4 protein-coding genes and 2 pseudogenes are annotated in these 15,776 nt (G+C 45.3%); all 6 read right to left on the bottom strand.

From position 1 onward, the window contains the following. Positions 1–734: 734 nt before the first annotated feature. Positions 735–4,001 (bottom strand): non-ribosomal peptide synthetase, encoded by a 3,267-nt coding sequence (locus tag INP83_RS12250; RefSeq protein WP_219124336.1) that lies wholly within the window; start codon positions 3,999–4,001, stop codon positions 735–737. 8 nt (positions 4,002–4,009) lie between these two features. Further along, positions 4,010–5,301 (bottom strand): annotated as a pseudogene (locus INP83_RS12245) (condensation domain-containing protein). Then, positions 5,240–5,560 (bottom strand): annotated as a pseudogene (locus INP83_RS21390) (hypothetical protein); the annotation flags it as partial. The pseudogenes INP83_RS12245 and INP83_RS21390, both read right to left, overlap by 62 nt. Before the next feature lie 118 nt (positions 5,561–5,678). Further along, a complete protein-coding gene (locus INP83_RS12230; RefSeq protein WP_219124329.1) occupies positions 5,679–7,289 on the bottom strand; it encodes an amino acid adenylation domain-containing protein in 1,611 nt (536 codons plus the stop codon). Positions 7,290–7,302: 13 nt separating this feature from the next. After that, positions 7,303–10,587 (bottom strand): non-ribosomal peptide synthetase, encoded by a 3,285-nt coding sequence (locus INP83_RS12225; RefSeq protein WP_219124327.1) that lies wholly within the window; start codon positions 10,585–10,587, stop codon positions 7,303–7,305. A gap of 74 nt (positions 10,588–10,661) precedes the next feature. Beyond that, the gene (locus INP83_RS12220; protein WP_219124325.1) at positions 10,662–15,752 is read right to left on the bottom strand and encodes a condensation domain-containing protein; all 5,091 of its coding nucleotides are present in this window, start codon (positions 15,750–15,752) and stop codon (positions 10,662–10,664) included. Positions 15,753–15,776: the final 24 nt, after the last annotated feature.

The raw sequence follows: 15,776 nt of genomic DNA, 5'->3' as shown, positions 1-15,776 counted from the left end.
GAGTATCGTATCATTTATATCCAAATGTCTCATTGTAAATGGTACGCCCGTTATGCTGAATTTTGACCGCCATACTGTGTACCTTGTTGCAAAATAACCAAGCGGGCAATTTCTCAGCTTATTTGCGCAGCGCTCACTAATGTCCTGTTTAAACGTCGAATCATCTCGCTCCGTTGGGTGATGATGATTTACTGCGAGTTTGGGCGGTGTTTATATGGCTTCGCCAGCTTTGTCACATCCGGACAATTTGACAACTGTTTAGCATCCTGAGAGGAACTGATTTAAACATTTATTAATGTCAGATCATTTCCTAAGGCTAAAATACAACTAAAAATATAAATCAAAATAAATTTTATAATTTTTATTTTTATTCAAAAAAGTAAAATATAAAAACACTTATCATTTTATTCAGCTTTGCCAGCTCGGTAACATTTAATTTAATTACCCTCTTATTTATAAAATTAAACATTTCGATCGTTCACAATCGTATATTCATCCTTTACATTGCTAATAAACAATTAAAAAATATAAATTCATTTTAATTTATATCTTTTATATTTCAATATAGAACGCTAAATTTTTTGTAGAAAAAAAAATCTAAAAGCAAATTATGGCAAAAAAGTGCAATAATTCTGTACATTTCATTTAAGGGCGCTATTGCACTTTAAAAAGCAGCTTATATATTGGGCGTTAAGGGCGAAAACTAATATTTCAGCTGTTAGATTTTATAGAAATTAAACAGTTAACATGGCCTGCATAAAGCTTGCCGATTCCTTGTCCTCATCAACCGATTCAAGTAGGTTTATATCAGCGAGCGGCGTGTTTGGCGACTCGATTGCCAACCTGATGATGTGAAGCAAATTAATTTTAATGTTCTCAATGGCAGCCGGCGAAAATCGATCTGTACTATATTCAATCGTTACAATACTTTTATTAAGTACCGCAGGCGACAAATCGAATGTAAGATCAACCTTACTGGTTTGATTGCTCAGCGGACGGTGTTTAACCTGCAATTCACTCAATTTATTATCATTTACCGGCACCAAGGTTTGCGATTGCACCAGAATGTCAAACAAAGCCAGGTTTTTCTTTTGTTCCGCTAGGTCAAGCTGGTCTGTAATCAGGTCGATAGGGTAAAGCTGATGTTCGTATACCTCAAAAACTGTTTTTCTTATCTTATTGAGCAAGCTCAGCACCGTTTCATCAGCATCGATTAAGGTACGCACCGGCAGTACGTTAACGTAATTACCTATCTGGTTTTCAAGATCGAAGTGATCACGACCTGCAACCGGCGAACCTACAATCAAATCGGATTTACCTGTAAATTTATTAAGTAAGATATTGATGAAAGTCAAAAACGATATGAACTCTGTGGTGCCATGCTGCTGATTTAATTTCCTGATCTGCTCGGTTAACGCGGCATCCAAGTCAAACGACAGTATATCCCCGCGAAAACCAAGGTTATCCTGCGGCGACAGATCTGCTGGAAACTGTACAAGCGATAAGTTTCCTGATAATTTTTGCGCCCAAAAATCTTTCAGCTGTTTTTCCTTATCACCGCTTAAATTAGAGTTTAACCAGGCGGCATAATCCTTGTACTGTACCGTCAGTGGCAGTAAGCGTTCGGCGCTTCCATTTTTGATCTTGTTATACAGCCAGGTTACTTCATTAATCAAAACCATTACCGACCAGCCATCTGCTATAATGTGGTGAATACCAAATAACAACATGTGCTCATCCTCTGCCACCCTGGTCAGTACTAACCTTAACAAAGGGCCCTCTTCCAGGTTAAAGTAGTGATTACATTCTGTTTCGATATATTCATCCAGCGGGAGGGTAAGTACATCGCGGTAAACAAACGGAATATCAATCTCCTCATGAATTTTCTGCATCGGGCCATTGCCTGTTAGTGAAAACGTCGTACGCAGGGATTCATGCCTTACAACCAATTCGTGCACGGCCTTTTTAAACGCGGCCACATTAAGTTTACCATAAAGTGTAAACGTCGAATTGATGTTATAAGCCAGCAATCGCTCTTCCTGCTGATCCAAAAACCAAATCCCTTTTTGCGCATGCGATAAATCGTAATATTCCTGTTGCGGCACCTTCTCTATCCGTTTAAAAGCAGTCACTTTTTTGGTTGATAACAGGTTAGCCAGTTTCTTGATGGTAGGATTATCAAAAATTTCCTTAAGGGTGATCTCAATACCAAGATCTTTATAAATACGCGATAAAACCTTGGTTACGCTTAAGCTGTGACCACCAAGCTCGTAAAAAAAATTATTGATGCCTATCTTTTTTAGGTTAAGTACATCAGCCCAGATTATGGCCAGTTTTTGTTCAAGCGGAGTTTGAGGTTCTTCAAATTTCAACTGCTCATACAATAGCTCCTCGGGTTTAGGCAAAGCACGCTTGTCAATCTTTCCATTCAGATTGAGTGGAAACTCTGGCAAATGGATATAAAAGGACGGAAACATATACTCAGGCAGATAGGCAGTGAGATAATTTCTCAGGTCTTCCTTTTCGAAATAGGCGTCGCCGGTATAATAGCAAGCCAGGATATAATCGCCTTCGGGATTTTTAATTGCGACAACAATGGCTTGTTTAACATTTTCGTAGCTCATTATCGCCTTTTCAATTTCCGGTAATTCAACGCGGTTACCGCGGATTTTCACCTGGCTGTCCTGCCTGCCGGTAAACACGATAAGACCATCTTCGGTATATTTTGCAAGATCGCCGGTTTGGTAAACAATGTCCTCGTAATCATTATGCAAAGGGTTTTGAATAAATTTTTCGGCGGTCATCTGCGGTTCCTTGTAATAACCTTTAGACCTGAACGGCGTTTTGATATGAATTTCGCCAATAACGTTTTCACTGCATAACAAACCGTCTGCGATGATTAGTATTGATGTATTTGGCAATGGTTTACCTAGTGGTATAATTTCATTAGGCTGATATTCCGCCTCATGAATACGGTTACAAATTTTAGCCAGCGTGGTTTCAGACGGGCCGTACAAATTTGCGAGGGCGGCTTTATTACCACCGATAGAACGCCAGTCGGTTAAATCCCTTCCAAAAAGCGCTTCGCCTGCAAACAATATATTTCGCAGCGATTGCATACTTTCCCCTAACGTTTCATTATTCTTAACCTCACGCATAAGTTGGCGGAAGATAGACGGTATGGGATGAAACAAGTTGATCTTCATCTGCCCTAACCATTCCAGCAGCTTGAGCGGTTGCGCTTTTACATCTGGCGCCGGAACACATAAAGTTCCGCCTGCCAGCAGCGGTGCAAACATTTCGCGTAGGTTAAGATCAAACGATGGTCGCGCTAAAACGCAGCCCCGGGTTGATGAATCCAAGTTAAACTCGCCTACTTCCCAGTGTATAAAGTGGCTCAGGCTTTTATGTCGACCTTCAATCATTTTAGGATTTCCGGTTGAACCCGACGTGTTTACGAGGTACATGCTATCGTCGCCGGAGACGATAGGTTTCACTGGTTCGTCGATAAATTGCATGCTACCGGCGAAAGCAAATTCACTCTGGTTGAAAACGTACTGCTTATAAATAGTGTCATTTTCTGTTACAACTATGATTTTTTCGACAAACGCGTTATCACCATTAACAATGCCAAGTTCTGTCAAAATATTCAGGAACGATGGCAGATTATTTTCATTTGTTACCACAATGCGGGGCTTAACATGGTTAAGGATATATTCCATCCGCTTGATAGGATACTCCGTATCGAGGGCCATAAAAATTCCACCTGCTTTGTTAATGCCAAGTACTGTACTTATATAGCTGGCACTGCAATTTAAAAAGACACCTATTTCTTGCCCTTTTGTTATTTGCTCTTCAATAAGGCAGCGGGCCATCCTGTTTGAATTGCCAATGAGTTCGTGATAAGTGGTTTTGCGTCCCGGTTCTTCAACGGCAATGGCGCCGGAATGCTGTAGCCCCACGGTATCCAGTACCGAGAATAATACTTTTTTGTCCATCATTTTATAATTTAAAATTCTTCGCCGATCAGTTCTTTAACGTCAATTAGTGCCGGCACGGAAGTTTTGCCGGATAGTTTCCATAAAATATCGTTTAGTGTTTGGTCTGTATCTTTTACAATTTCAGTTATTAATGCCTGCGTTTTATTTGCCATACCCTCAATAGTTGCGTGATTAAATAAAGCCGTACTGTATTCAATAGCGATTTCCAGTTCTGTTTTTTCGTTGATAAAAAAAGTCAGATCAAACTTGCTTATACCCTCGTCAACCGAAACATCACCGATGGTTAAATGCTCATTAACCTCGTTGTGGGTATTGACGAGGCCGTCGTTATTTAAAACCAGCAGTACATCATACAATGGGTTGCGGTTTTCAATCTTCTCTGCTTTCAGATCTATCAGGATTTGTTCTATCGGATAGGCCTGCGCGTTAAAGCCGTCGAGCACTGTTTGTTTAACACCGAATAAACATTCGCCGAAGGTATCTTTGCGGTTAAGCACATTCCTGAGTGCTATACTGTTTAGGAAAATGCCGATAACGGTTTCCAGGTCGGTGTCGTTCCTGTTAACTATGGTTGTCCCTACAATAATATCATTCTGACCGCTGTAGCTGTACAGTAATACATTGATTAAAGCCGTGAAGAACATAAACAAGCTTACTTCCTGCTCGCTGCAAATCTGTCTGATCCGGTCTGACTGTTCCTTGCTCAGTGTAAAGCGCAGCTTGTCGCCCTCATAGCTGCGGATGCTGCCCCGCGGGTAATCAAGCGGCAGGTTCAGCAGCGGCAGTTCGCCACCTAATTGCTGTTGCCAGTAATCGCCGTGGGATTTCATCTCCCCGCTTTCCAGCTGGCTGTTGTGCCAGGCGGCATAATCCTTGTATTGAACCTTCAGCGGCTCCAACAGGTTATCCCCGCCCTGGCTGTATGAACGGTATAGCTCCAGGATTTCCCTGACCAGCAAACCCATCGACCAGCCGTCGCTTATGATGTGGTGCATCGTAAAAGGAACAGGTGCTGCCGCGCATCCAGCTTTAACAATTTTGCCCGCAGCAGCGGCCCCTCATGCAGGTTGAACGGCCTGGAAAACTCCGTGGCGGCGTAGTGCCTGATCAGGCTTTCGCGGTTGCCTGTTAGGCAGATGCTTGCGCTGATGTCTTCTTCTTCCAGTTTAAAGCCAATCTCTTCATGCACCTGCTGCCGGGGTTCGCCGGCAACCACCTGGAACGTGGTCCGCAGAATCTCATGGCGGGAGATGATCGTTTGGAATGTTTTTAACAAAGGCGTCCTTGTCCAGTTCGCCATTCAGCAGGCACGAGGCCGGCATATTGTAAGCTATCATCTCATCCGTGCTCTGGTCAAGCACCCAGATCAGTTTCTGCGCGTGCGACAGGGCATAGTGCTCCTGACGCGGCAGCGGGCTGATTTGCCGGTAACTACCCTGCTTGCGGCCGGAAAGGTATGCCGATAACCGGCTGATGGTAGGGTGTTCAAAAAAAAAATCTTTCAGGCTCAGTTCCGTACCTACCTCACTGAAGATGCGCGATACGGCCTTCGTTGCAGTAAGGCTATGCCCCCAAGATCGAAAAACGAGTTGTTAACGCCAACCCTGCCCAGTCCCAGCAGTGATGACCAGATATTCGCCAGCTGTTCTTCTAACGCGTTCGAGGGCGCCTGGTAGGCTACCTTTTTTCATATAGCAGGTCTTCCGGCCGGGGCAGCGCCTTGCGGTTCACCTTGCCGTTCAGGTTCAGCGGAAACTCGTCCAGTTGGCAAAAATAAGAGGGATGCATGTAATCGGGCAGGTGCGCTTTCAGGTAGTTGCGCAATTCATCGTCGTCTATCGCTCCCGTGGCTACATAATAGCACGCCAGCACATCACTTTCGTCGGCGCCTTTGATGGCTATCACCACCGCCTGGGAGATGCCCGGGTAGCCGTGCAGCACGCGCTCCGTTTCTGAAAGTTCTACCCGGTTACCCCGGATCTTTACCTGGCTGTCCTGCCTGCCTACAAAGGCGATGCTCCGGTCGGCCAGGTATTTGCCAAGGTCGCCCGTGCGGTATACAATATCTTCATAATCATTATGGAGTGGGTTCTGGATAAAGCTGCCGGCCGTTAAAGACGCATCTTTATAATAACCCCGGCTCCGGAAAGGTGTCTTGATATAAATCTCCCCGATAGCACCGATCTTACTTTGTGTGTTATCATTACAAATAAGTACAGCAGTATTAGGCAAGGGGTTGCCGAGCGGAATAACGGCGCCTGGATCGCCGGCGTCGTCGCCAATGCGGTTGTACACTTTAGCCAGCGTGGTTTCCGTGGGCCCGTAAAGGTTTACCAGCTCCACCCCGCCTCCTGCCGCCTTGCGCCAGTGTAGCACATCTTTGCCATAAAGCGCCTCGCCCGAGAGCAGCAGGTGTTGCAATGTCGATAGCCCGGCTTTTAATCCCGGATTAAGTTCCAGCTCACGCGTCAGCAAACGCAGCAGCGATGGCACCGTGTGGATCAGCGTTATACCCTCAGATCTTATCCATTTCAGCAACCCAACCGGATCGCCTTTGAGGCCTTCATCCGGAATGCACAAGGTGCCCCCACTCAGCAGCGGCGCAAAAATATCCCGCAGGCTCACATCGAACGATAACGGAACCAGCTGGCTTACAAGACTTTCCGAATTCAGACCAAATTCCTTCACTTCCCAGTGGATAAAATGACTCAGGCTTTTATGGCAACCCTCGATCACTTTGGGGTAACCCGTAGACCCTGAGGTGTACAATAAATAATTACCTTCTTCACCTGTCAGGTCTATGGCTACATCAGCGGTGCACAATGTCAGTTCTGCCGAATAACCTGTACTCGCTTCATATTCACGCATCCGCAGTTCAGAGGGACTTAGTGAGATCACCAGCAAGCGGCCAAGCCGGTAGCTGCCTTCCTGCGTTATTGCCTTCAGCTTTTCGGCGCCTTCAGCATCTGTAATGATCAGGCCCGGCGATACGTATTCCAGCAGCCAACGCAACCGGTTATCAGGGTACTTACGCTCCAAAGGCATAAAAATACCCCCCGCTTTATTTACCCCGAGTATCGCGCTTACATAACCCATCCCACCAGGCAGGTAAACCCCGGCAGCTTCGCCCGGTAACAGCCCAAGGCCAACAAGCCCATGGCCGATCGCATTTGAATAAGCTCTTAGCTTGATATAACTCAATCCCCCAAGGGTTTCTTTGATCGCTATTCTTTCTCCCTGGTGATGGCTGTGCTCGTCTATCAGCGTATGTAATACCTTTTTGTTCATCGTAAAAATTACTTTAAAAATCTTCGTGTAATATTTGCAGATTGTTTGATTTAAGAAGAAGGTCATCGGCGTCTGAGCATAATGCAGACAGATCGCTTAGCAAGGTGTCGCAATCCGAGATAACGGCCACAATTATTTTTTCAAGCGCCTCGTTAATATTCTGTACAGTTTGTTTTTTAAACAGGTCTGTATTGTATTCGGTAGTGATCAGGATATTATCGGCATCATTGGCAAAAAAACTCAAATCAAGTTTGCTTATTCCTTCTTCCGTATTTATGGCCTCAAATCCTAATGCTTCTTCAAAAGCTTCCCAATCCTGGGCGCTACCGTTCAATCCGTTATTATTTACAACGATCAGTACATCGTAAAAAGGGTTACGATTTTCCGCAGGCAGGATATTCAGGTCGTCTACCAGAATTGCAAAAGGGTACTGCTGATGTCCGTAAGCATCGAGCACGGTTTGTTTTACCTGCTGAAGGAATGCATTGAACGTGTCCGATCCGTTTACCCAGTTACGGAAAACAAGGTTATTAAGAAACATACCAATGTTTTTCTCAATATCTTCATGATTTCTGCCCGATATAGGGCTCCCTATAATAATATCATTCTGACCGCTGTAGCTGTACAGTAATACATTGATTAAAGCCGTGAAGAACATAAACAAGCTTACTTCCTGCTCGCTGCAAATCTGTCTGATCCGGTCTGACTGTTCCTTGCTCAGTGTAAAGCGCAGCTTGTCGCCCTCATAGCTGCGGATGCTGCCCCGCGGGTAATCAAGCGGCAGGTTCAGCAGCGGCAGTTCGCCACCTAATTGCTGTTGCCAGTAATCGCCGTGGGATTTCATCTCCCCGCTTTCCAGCTGGCTGTTGTGCCAGGCGGCATAATCCTTGTATTGAACCTTCAGCGGCTCCAACAGGTTATCCCCGCCCTGGCTGTATGAACGGTATAGCTCCAGGATTTCCCTGACCAGCAAACCCATCGACCAGCCGTCGCTTATGATGTGGTGCATCGTAAAAAGGAACAGGTGCTGCCGCGCATCCAGCTTTAACAATTTTGCCCGCAGCAGCGGCCCCTCATGCAGGTTGAACGGCCTGGAAAACTCCGTGGCGGCGTAGTGCCTGATCAGGCTTTCGCGGTTGCCTGTTAGGCAGATGCTTGCGCTGATGTCTTCTTCTTCCAGTTTAAAGCCAATCTCTTCATGCACCTGCTGCCGGGGTTCGCCGGCAACCACCTGGAACGTGGTCCGCAGAATCTCATGGCGGGAGATGATCGTTTGGAATGTTTTAACAAAGGCGTCCTTGTCCAGTTCGCCATTCAGCAGGCACGAGGCCGGCATATTGTAAGCTATCATCTCATCCGTGCTCTGGTCAAGCACCCAGATCAGTTTCTGCGCGTGCGACAGGGCATAGTGCTCCTGACGCGGCAGCGGGCTGATTTGCCGGTAACTACCCTGCTTGCGGCCGGAAAGGTATGCCGATAACCGGCTGATGGTAGGGTGTTCAAAAAAATCTTTCAGGCTCAGTTCCGTACCTACCTCACTGAAGATGCGCGATACGGCCTTCGTTGCAGTAAGGCTATGCCCCCCAAGATCGAAAAACGAGTTGTTAACGCCAACCCTGCCCAGTCCCAGCAGTGATGACCAGATATTCGCCAGCTGTTCTTCTAACGCGTTCGAGGGCGCCTGGTAGGCTACCTTTTCATATAGCAGGTCTTCCGGCCGGGGCAGCGCCTTGCGGTTCACCTTGCCGTTCAGGTTCAGCGGAAACTCGTCCAGTTGGCAAAAATAAGAGGGATGCATGTAATCGGGCAGGTGCGCTTTCAGGTAGTTGCGCAATTCATCGTCGTCTATCGCTCCCGTGGCTACATAATAGCACGCCAGCACATCACTTTCGTCGGCGCCTTTGATGGCTATCACCACCGCCTGGGAGATGCCCGGGTAGCCGTGCAGCACGCGCTCCGTTTCTGAAAGTTCTACCCGGTTACCCCGGATCTTTACCTGGCTGTCCTGCCTGCCTACAAAGGCGATGCTCCGGTCGGCCAGGTATTTGCCAAGGTCGCCCGTGCGGTATACAATATCTTCATAATCATTATGGAGTGGGTTCTGGATAAAGCTGCCGGCCGTTAAAGACGCATCTTTATAATAACCCCGGCTCCGGAAAGGTGTCTTGATATAAATCTCCCCGATAGCACCGATCTGGCACAGCTGATTACTTTCTAAAATAAGTACAGCAGTATTAGGCAAGGGGTTGCCGAGCGGAATAACGGCGCCTGGATCGCCGGCGTCGTCGCCAATGCGGTTGTACACTTTAGCCAGCGTGGTTTCCGTGGGCCCGTAAAGGTTTACCAGCTCCACCCCGCCTCCTGCCGCCTTGCGCCAGTGTAGCACATCTTTGCCATAAAGCGCCTCGCCCGAGAGCAGCAGGTGTTGCAATGTCGATAGCCCGGCTTTTAATCCCGGATTAAGTTCCAGCTCACGCGTCAGCAAACGCAGCAGCGATGGCACCGTGTGGATCAGCGTTATACCCTCAGATCTTATCCATTTCAGCAACCCAACCGGATCGCCTTTGAGGCCTTCATCCGGAATGCACAAGGTGCCCCCACTCAGCAGCGGCGCAAAAATATCCCGCAGGCTCACATCGAACGATAACGGAACCAGCTGGCTTACAAGACTTTCCGAATTCAGACCAAATTCCTTCACTTCCCAGTGGATAAAATGACTCAGGCTTTTATGGCAACCCTCGATCACTTTGGGGTAACCCGTAGACCCTGAGGTGTACAATAAATAATTACCTTCTTCACCTGTCAGGTCTATGGCTACATCAGCGGTGCACAATGTCAGTTCTGCCGAATAACCTGTACTCGCTTCATATTCACGCATCCGCAGTTCAGAGGGACTTAGTGAGATCACCAGCAAGCGGCCAAGCCGGTAGCTGCCTTCCTGCGTTATTGCCTTCAGCTTTTCGGCGCCTTCAGCATCTGTAATGATCAGGCCCGGCGATACGTATTCCAGCAGCCAACGCAACCGGTTATCAGGGTACTTACGCTCCAAAGGCATAAAAATACCCCCCGCTTTATTTACCCCGAGTATCGCGCTTACATAACCCATCCCACCAGGCAGGTAAACCCCGGCAGCTTCGCCCGGTAACAGCCCAAGGCCAACAAGCCCATGGCCGATCGCATTTGAATAAGCTCTTAGCTTGATATAACTCAATCCCCCAAGGGTTTCTTTGATCGCTATTCTTTCTCCCTGGTGATGGCTGTGCTCGTCTATCAGCGTATGTAATACCTTTTTGTTCATAAAAACAATGCTATGAGTGAATACTGATGCGTTGTGCGCGCCAGGTATATTTGTAATTAAAAGTTGAGTTGTACTTAAAAATCTTCGTCGAGAGCAAGGGACACGGTCTCCTGGAATTCCTCGTGCTCGTGGTTTTGAGCGCTGCTGTTTAGCAATACTTTTAAATCGGCAATGATTGCTGTCGGCCGGGTAACTGCCGCAGATGCGAGCGAAATAAAATCGGCCGCAATTTTTTCTATAAATTTTTGTTCCAACAATTCAGTCCTGTACTCAATGCTGAATTCTATCTGCGGTTCAAGATGAAAAAAGAAGGTGAGGTCGAGCTTACTGATGGCGTAATCGAAACTATAAGGCGTTATTGTTAAGCCATCCGCAGGAGCATCCTCTACATGATTTTCTTTCAGGTTTACGCCCTCAGTTTCCATCACAATCATTACATCGTAAAACGGATTCCGGTCTGTTTCAACCAAATGGCTTAAATCCTCTACAAGCTTATCATAGGGATATTCCTGGTGATTATAAGCCTCGATATTTGTTTGCTTAACCCGCGATATAAATTCGCCAAAATTAAGGTCGTCATCCACGTTATCTGCAAGCACAATATTATTTAGGTAAAATCCTATCTGACCTTCAAGCTCCTTATTGTTTCGGCCAGCTATTGGAGCCCCGATGCTGATGCGCTTATTCCCACTGTATTTATTAAGTAATATTTTGATAACAGCTTGTACGAATATAAAAAATGTTACTTTTTGCTGCGATGTAAAATCTTTTATCGCTTGCGAAAGCTGTGGTTCGACAGCAAAATTCAGCGTATTGCCGGCGTAGGTTCTTGCGGAGTTCGCGTTAACCGAGAAAATCGGATCAATAATATCAGCCGACAAATTTTCAAGCCAGAAATTACGGTGTTCCGCCATTCGCGGCGATTGCAGGAAAGCGTTATGCCACTCCGAATAATCTTTGTGCTGAATGGTCAGTTCCTGTAGCTCGCCGGAATTGTACAGCGCCAGTAGCTCGTTAAAGAGTACTTTCAGTGACCAACCATCCGAAACAATATGATGAATAGTAAGCAATAAAGTGTATTGTTCATGATCTGTTTTCACGATAGCCGCCTTAAGCAGCGATTCGCGTTGTAAGTCAAACCGGTGTGTAAACTGTTGATTTGCCAGTTTAATAAGTTCTGTAGCCTGATCAGGACGCCCGCACAAATCAACAATGTTAAGCTTAAAGCCGTTATGGCCGGCGCTGATTTGTTGTTTTGGTTCCCCATTAATTTTCACAAAGGCTGTCCGCAGCGATTCATGACGTTTTATCAAAGTAAAAAACGCTTTTTCCAATCGTTCAACATGTACGCTGCCTTTCAAATAAAAACCCATCGGCATATTGTAAGCTATGCCATTTTTATCCCGCTCGGTTACAATCCACAACCTTTTTTGAGCGTGCGACAGGTTGTAATATGGATAATTGGGGGCTTTGGGAATAACTGTATCCACACAGGCCGCCGAACTTTTGATAAACTGGGACAGTTCTTTAATGGTTGCATGTGCAAACAAGTCTTTAAATTCAATACGGACTTTCAGCTCGTCCGCTATTCGCGACATAATCTGAATGCCTTTTAAACTGTTGCCGCCCAATTCAAAAAAATTATCGTTAACAGCTATTTTGTCTTTCAAGAGTACAGACCGCCATACAGTTTTTACCTTCTGTTCGGTTTCGTCTAATATTGTTTCTTCTGAAAGCAGATCGGCAATACTTACAAATACGTTTGCTTCGGTATCATCTGCTGTGCTAATCAACACTTTATCCCTGAACTTTTGCAGATGGTTTAAAACGATCTCTGAGGGATTGCCTGGCGACGGTTCACTCAGTAGCCTTAAGAAACACTTTTCGCTGCCATATTTCCTTGTTATACCGCCTAATCCTTCCAAGCGCTTACTTAGTTCGCTACGATTAATTTTACCGCTTTCAGTACGCGGAAACTCATCGGATTTCATAGCAAATATGTAAGTAGGCTCGATACCGAAATCTGACGCTATTTTAATCTTTATCGTATTAATAAGATGATCTGTATTATTTGATTGCTTATCTAAAGGCGAAAAGAAAACAGCCAGACTTTCTGTCCCTTTTGCGGGATCCTGCACAGCTGCAACCGCAATTGAATCGACATTAATTCCGTCAATCAGCCTTAAATTCTGTTCAAACTCCGATACATAGTAATTTATTCCGTTTACAACGATGATATCTTTGGCCCGACCGGTTATAACCAGTTTGCCGGCCTTTATAAAACCATAATCACCGGTTTGCAGCCAGCCATCGTAGAAGCTGGCTGCATTGGCTAAGTCGTTATTGATATATCCTGTTGTGAGGATATCGCCCGAAACTTGTATGCGCCCAATCCTTCCTTGGTTAACCACCTCGTTATCTTCATTAACAATACGGATGCTTACACCTGGATTTGCACTACCGACACTTACGTAGGTAATGCCATCCGGATCAGCCGCAGTTGTAAGCACAGGAGATTGAGTGAGGGTACCGCGTTTTAGGTGAAATATAAAATCATCTGCAAAACCAGTTGACGATGTAATTGCACCGGTAGCCTCAGTCATACCGTACAGCGGTTGAAAACAACTTGCATCGACCCCGAATTTATTTACCTTTTCAAGAAAAACCTTCGCTACAGAATGGCTTACCAGTTCGCCGCCGTTCATAAAATATTTTATGGACAATAGGTTAAAGCTGCGTTCGGTTGTTTCATTTAATTTATCAGCCAGAAGCTTGTAGGCAAAATTGGGCGAAAATGCGTGTGTAACTTTGTAGCGCTCTATCAAATCGAACCAAAGAAACGGATCGTTCAAAAAAGCCGCGGTACTAACTTGCACCTGGGGCACGCACAATACCGCCGCCCTTACGTGAAAAGTTGCAAGCGGCGTTATATGATCGATAGGCAAGACATTCAGTACCACGTCGTTATGCCCTATTCCAAGTAACGGCTGCATCCCGCCTATATGCGAAATGATTGATTTATGACTTACCGGTATACACTTTGGCTTGCCTGTACTGCCCGAAGTGAGCAGCGCAAAAGCAATTTGATTATAAGGTAAGTCCTCTACAATCCCGGGTGTATGCGAGCCTAAACCTGTTACAGGTAAGATACTTAAGTCGATTTTAAAAGCGGTGCTCATTTGCCTAAGCATATCCTGTACAGCTGCCGACGCAATTATTACAGGATGGCCGAGGATATCCCAGGCATGGTGAAGCCTGCGGGCCGATGAATTTTCTTCGGTATAATGAGTTATCGGATTTAGCACTAATGGTATGATACCACCAGTGATGCATGCCCAAAAAATCAAAAAAAACTGGTGTTGATTATCAATTTGAAGGATGACATGATCACCTGCCTTCAACCCAGAACTTCTGAGACCGGTGAGGTAGCGTGAACTTTCGTTTAAAAGTTCATTATAGCTTTTAGCAATTTCCTGCTTATCAGCAGTGATGTAGGTGATCCCCTTGTCGCCGGCAATTTTTGCGTTATTTAAAAACAAGCTGACGAGATTATTGGCCAACGGCCGTTCAAAAAGTTTGCCACCGTTTAAAATGGCTGGAATATTATCTTCTATTGTTTGCGCTGCCATGGCGTCACCTACACCGGCCATTGATAAATTACCGGTATCACCAACTGGCTTAGCAACAAACTTATTAAAATCAGTCTCTAAAAAGTCAGGTACCCGGTATTCAATTTGATAATTGCTGTCGCCATAATTCTTGTTTAGAATACGTTCTATCTCAATCCGGTTATCTCTACTCAAAATTTCGATATCCTTCAGCACCTGTTCATCTACACTTCCGTCTTTATTCACGGGCAGCTCGGCGAGCCTTACAAATACAATCCGCTGTGCAACATGCTGCGGTAACGTCGCTTTGGCAAATTCCGCTTCCGCAGCCTTGCAAGTATGAAAACATATTATTTGCTCGATGCCATCACGGACATTTTTGATCAGTGCACAGCGCTTCGCGGGTATAATTGCTGAAATCACAGTCCTGATATCTGTCAAAGTGATCACACTTCCACTAATGCTATAGCAATTCCTATCGCTATCAACAATTTCGATCTCTTTGGAGGTGTTATAGCGGGCCTTACAATTTGTTTTTTGAAGCCAAAACTCCCTGCCGGAAATGGTTATGCATTCGCCTGTTCCGGATACCTGGCTTAGCAGATAAAGTGTGCCGATGATATCAGGCGGAACAAATTTGAGCCGATCGTCCAGAATGAAATTTCGTGCCGGAAAAACAGACCGGCCAATATTTTTTATCGAATAGTCATAACTTCCGTCCGTGATGACTGTGTAACATTGCGGCTGATTGTTTTGCAAATATCCATAAAAACTAAAAATCTTGATTAATTGTTGCTGACCGGCATATAATTGCCTCACCACATCGTCGCTCAATTTATATCCGCTATCATCAAAAGTGATTATTTCACGCAACGAACCTTGCGATCTGCATGTGCCCACGTTCGCCAGGCTTTTGAGCGTTTCAACATCAGCAATCAATTTTTCAGCGCCGGACTGTTCCAGGCAATCAATCACGTTTTTTACGTTGGCCTTATGTGTATAAATTGTAGCCCCGGCCATGTAAAATGGCAGTAGTTTTACAAGCAGACCTGTTTGATCCGCTGTAAAAGCAACGTTTATTGCGGTGTTGTGTTGTACAACAAGGTTATTTTGCACCCAAACAGTATAGTCGTTTATCAAAGCAAAATTAACGGTAACCCATTCTAAAACCCCTATGCTGGGTGTTAAACCGGTATCTGTACACTTTATCACATCGCCATCGCGTTCATCATCCGTCTTTTTTGCTTTATAAGCGGCCAACTGTTTATCGGCATCCATTAGCAGCAAGCTCCCTGTAAAATATCCGGACGAATGACCGTTTTGGTGAAAATCTGTTAAAGCACAATCAACCTGGCTTATACCGATCTCGTTAAGCGCCTCCAAACCGGCAAGCAACAAGGACGGCTCATCAGCTATAATCCGCAAGCCTAAACCTGGCGAAACCACTGAAAAACTAAGTATTAATTCACTGGTGAGCTTCTGAATGGCAGGCGTGTTTTTATATAAAACAGGATAAGCATCATCGGCATTTAAAACACATTTAGGCATAAATTTCATAGTGATATAAGATTATGTGAGTAC

The sequence above is a fragment of the Mucilaginibacter sp. 21P genome, assembly GCF_019331605.1.
Lineage (GTDB): Bacteria > Bacteroidota > Bacteroidia > Sphingobacteriales > Sphingobacteriaceae > Mucilaginibacter > Mucilaginibacter achroorhodeus.
The sequence above is the reverse complement of the archived record's forward strand: the minus strand, read 5'-3'. Positions and strand labels throughout refer to the sequence as shown.